The sequence below is a fragment of the Vibrio sp. HENC-03 genome, assembly GCF_000305755.2.
Taxonomy (GTDB): Bacteria; Pseudomonadota; Gammaproteobacteria; order Enterobacterales; family Vibrionaceae; genus Vibrio; species Vibrio owensii.
In genome coordinates this window covers 272,416-275,937 of the sequence record NZ_JH976049.1, presented here as the reverse complement: position 1 = coordinate 275,937, position 3,522 = coordinate 272,416, and the positions used below count along the sequence as shown (strand labels likewise).

At 46.0% G+C, this 3,522-nt stretch carries 1 protein-coding gene; it reads right to left on the bottom strand.

Annotated elements, in window-relative coordinates:
- Positions 1-3,522, bottom strand: a 3,522-nt coding sequence (locus VCHENC03_RS27925) for a tandem-95 repeat protein (RefSeq protein WP_009704416.1), incomplete at both ends; no start/stop codon positions are given.

Here is a 3,522-nt window from a genome sequence, read left to right as displayed (position 1 = left end):
CCTCCCGCACTCACCATCAGCTCTGCGGTTGCGTCTTCGTCGACACCGTTTGCTTGGTCATCAAGGATGTTCGCTGTCGCGTTGTCAGTCTTGGTGCCGGTGACTTTACCGCTGGTCGTCGATGCTGTCAGTTCAACACTTTCAGAGTTCTCTGTCACCTCATCGTCTTTTACTTGAAGGTAAATTTTGAGCTCAGTTTCCCCTGCAGCGATCTTCAATTCATCAGCCGTGATTTCACGGTAACCACCATTGCCATCAGCAACAAGGTACGTCGCGTCGTAGTCAACATCAGAGGTCGCTGTACCATCGGTAGATAGGTTCAGTAAGACATCTTCACTGACTGGTTCACTAAGGCTGATCGTGTACTCAAGGTAACGGTCATCACCTTCGGTGACATCGCCGCCCGCACTCACGGTCAGCTCTGCGGTTGCGTCTTCGTCCACATTGTTTATTTGATCATCTTGGATATAACCAATACCACTCGCATTCCCAACTTCGACAACGATGCTCTCAAGGTTTTCAGTTTTTGAATCATCAATCGTCGGCACAATGATTTCGAAGCTACTAACACCTGCAGGAACAATCAGGTAGCCCCCTGCAAATACAACACCGTTCGTGTAGGTCGCATTAGGTAGGTTGACGTCTGAGTCATCTGCCGATGAGCCAGGGGCCAATGTATTTATTGGATACTTAACTGCCGTTTCTGTCGTCTCATCCAATATCACAGAAAACGTAACGTCTTCTCCTTCTGTGACTGTATTACCAGTTAAAGATAGACCTGGACCGTTTTCCGACACGTTGCCGTCTAGAACCTGATTGGCAATTGTCACCGTTGCAGGGTCACTTTCAGCGTTATCAGAATCAACTACAACATAGTCAAAACTATCTTCAGGTGGGAACCCCTCTACGTAACGCAACTCCCAATTCCCAGATGTTTTTGTCGAGAAGTCTAGTTGAGTAATTACCGCCCCTTCAGGTAGAGGGTAATCCTTACCGAAACCAATACTGGTCTCCTGGAATAGCATGTTATTGCCTTCTGGCTTCAAGAACTCAATAACTTGAGTTTGCTCTGCGCCGTTAGCATCAAGGTAGGTCACCGTGATAAGAGCAGCATTGTTGTCGCCGTGCTCAAACAAGCCTCCTAGACCATCTAGACCAAGATTCACGCTGCCAACAAGGTTCTCAGACAAATCAATGCTGATGGTTTCGCCGCGCTGAATGCCTTGGCCATCGTTATCAGCAATACCATGACCAATATGTGAGACTTCTCGGTTGTATTGAGCTAGCACACCACTATCAGAGGAGATATCAATAGACGCTCCATTTACTAGATATTCGGTTCGACTGTGTGACTCACCACCGTCTGCACTTAAACCCCAGTTGTAGAAATCCGTCGTTGACTCTTCTCCATTTGGAGAATTAGGTCTGTCTTTAATACCAAGCAAGAATCCGACATTATCCGCTTCGTAGTAGATGCTGTCTTTGTTGTACAAAGAACCATCAGCCGATGTAATTTCTTGAAGATCGCCATTTTCATCTTTGAAATACAAAGTGCCAGATGTAGGTAGCTCTGTTATTCGGATCTGAAGATCATCACCATTTAAGTCATCCTCAACGTCAGAAATATGGTCGCTTTCTGAGCCTTGGTCCAAAGGCTTATCATCAGTATCAAAAACTACGTTAGTTATAAGTTCGTCAGCGCTATGGTCAAAGTCTTCGTTAAGTGGCTTGTCGTTAACAGGAGTAACGTTTAGCGAAACCGTTGTGGTTTCAGTGACGCCACCAGAGGTGACTGTGTAAGTGAATTCGTCCGCACCGTTGTAATCTTGGTTTGGTGTGTAGGTGATCGTGCCGTCGTTGTTAACAACCACACTGCCGTTAGTCAGACCATCTCCAGATTCAACTGTAACAACTGGCGATTGGCCTTCGAAGCTATCGTTGTCCAACACATCCAAAATGGTTGGTGTATCTTCAACGATATTCGCACTGTCCAAAACGATATCTGCGACGGCGTTAACCGTGAAATCAACAGTCTGGCTAACGCTTTTACCATCAGGATCTGTCGCGGTAAACGTCAACTCCTCAGAACCATTCCAGTCTGCTGTTGGTGTAATCGTCGCAATACCATCAAAAATCGAAACTTGAATGTTGCTGTTACCAGAAACAGTAAACGTTAGTTCGCTGTCTGCATCGTCAACATCGCTAAACGCGTCATTTAAATCGATGGTATAAGGCGTAAAGTCCTCAGATAGAACTTGGTCAGCAATGGTATTCTCAACCACTGGCTTATCGTTTACAGGAGTAACGTTCAGCGTAACTGTTGTGGTTTCAGTGACGCCGCCAGAGGTGACTGTGTAAGTAAACTCGTCAGCACCGTTGTAATCTTGATTAGGCGTGTAAGTGATCGTGCCGTCGTTGTTCACAACCACACTGCCGTTAGTCGGACCATCTCCAGATTCAACTGTAACAACTGGTGATTGACCTTCGAAGCTATCATTGTCCAACACGTTCAAAACGGTTGGTGTATCTTCAACGATATTCGCGCTGTCCGAAACAATATCGACAACGGCATTGACTGTGAAATCAACCGTCTGACTCACTTCCAAACCACTTGGATCTGTCGCCGTAAACGTCAATTCTTCAGAACCGTTCCAGTCTGCTGTTGGTGTGATCGTCGCGATACCATCGACAATCGATACTTGAATATTGCTGTTACCTGAAACGCTGAACGCCAGCTCGCTTTCCGCGTCGTCAACATCGCTAAAGGCGTTATTCAAGTTGATGGTGTATTCAGCAAAGTCTTCCGGTAGAACTTGATCAGCAATGGTGTTTTCAACCACTGGTTTATCGTTCACTGGTGTTACGTTTAGAGATACTGTTGTCGTCTCAGTGACACCACCGGAGGTGACTGTATAAGTGAATTCATCCGCACCGTTGTAATCCTGGTTCGGCGTGTAAGTAATGGTGCCATCATCGTTAACAACCACACTACCGTTTTCAGGGCCATTGCCCGCTTCTACTGATACCACTGGCGATTGACCTTCGAAGCTATCGTTGCCCAACACATTCAAAATAGTCGGCATATCTTCAACAATATCTGCACTGTCAGCGACAATGTCGGCAACAGCGTTGACTGTGAAATCAACCGTCTGAATCACTTCCAAACCACTTGGGTCTGACGCGGTAAACGTTAGCTCTTCAGAACCATTCCAGTCTGCTGTTGGTGTAATCGTTGCAATACCATCAACAATTGAAACTTGGATATTGCTGTTACCAGAAACAGTAAATATCAGTTCGTTGTCTGCGTCATCAACGTCACTGAACGCGTCATTTAGATCGATGGTATAAGGCGTAAAGTCCTCTGATAGAACTTGGTCTGCAATGGTGTTTTCAACTACTGGTTTATCGTTAACAGGTGTAACGTTCAGCGTAACTGTTGTGGTTTCAGTGACGCCGCCAGAGGTGACTGTGTAAGTGAATTCGTCCGCACCGTTGTAATCTTGGTTTGGTGTGTAGGTGATC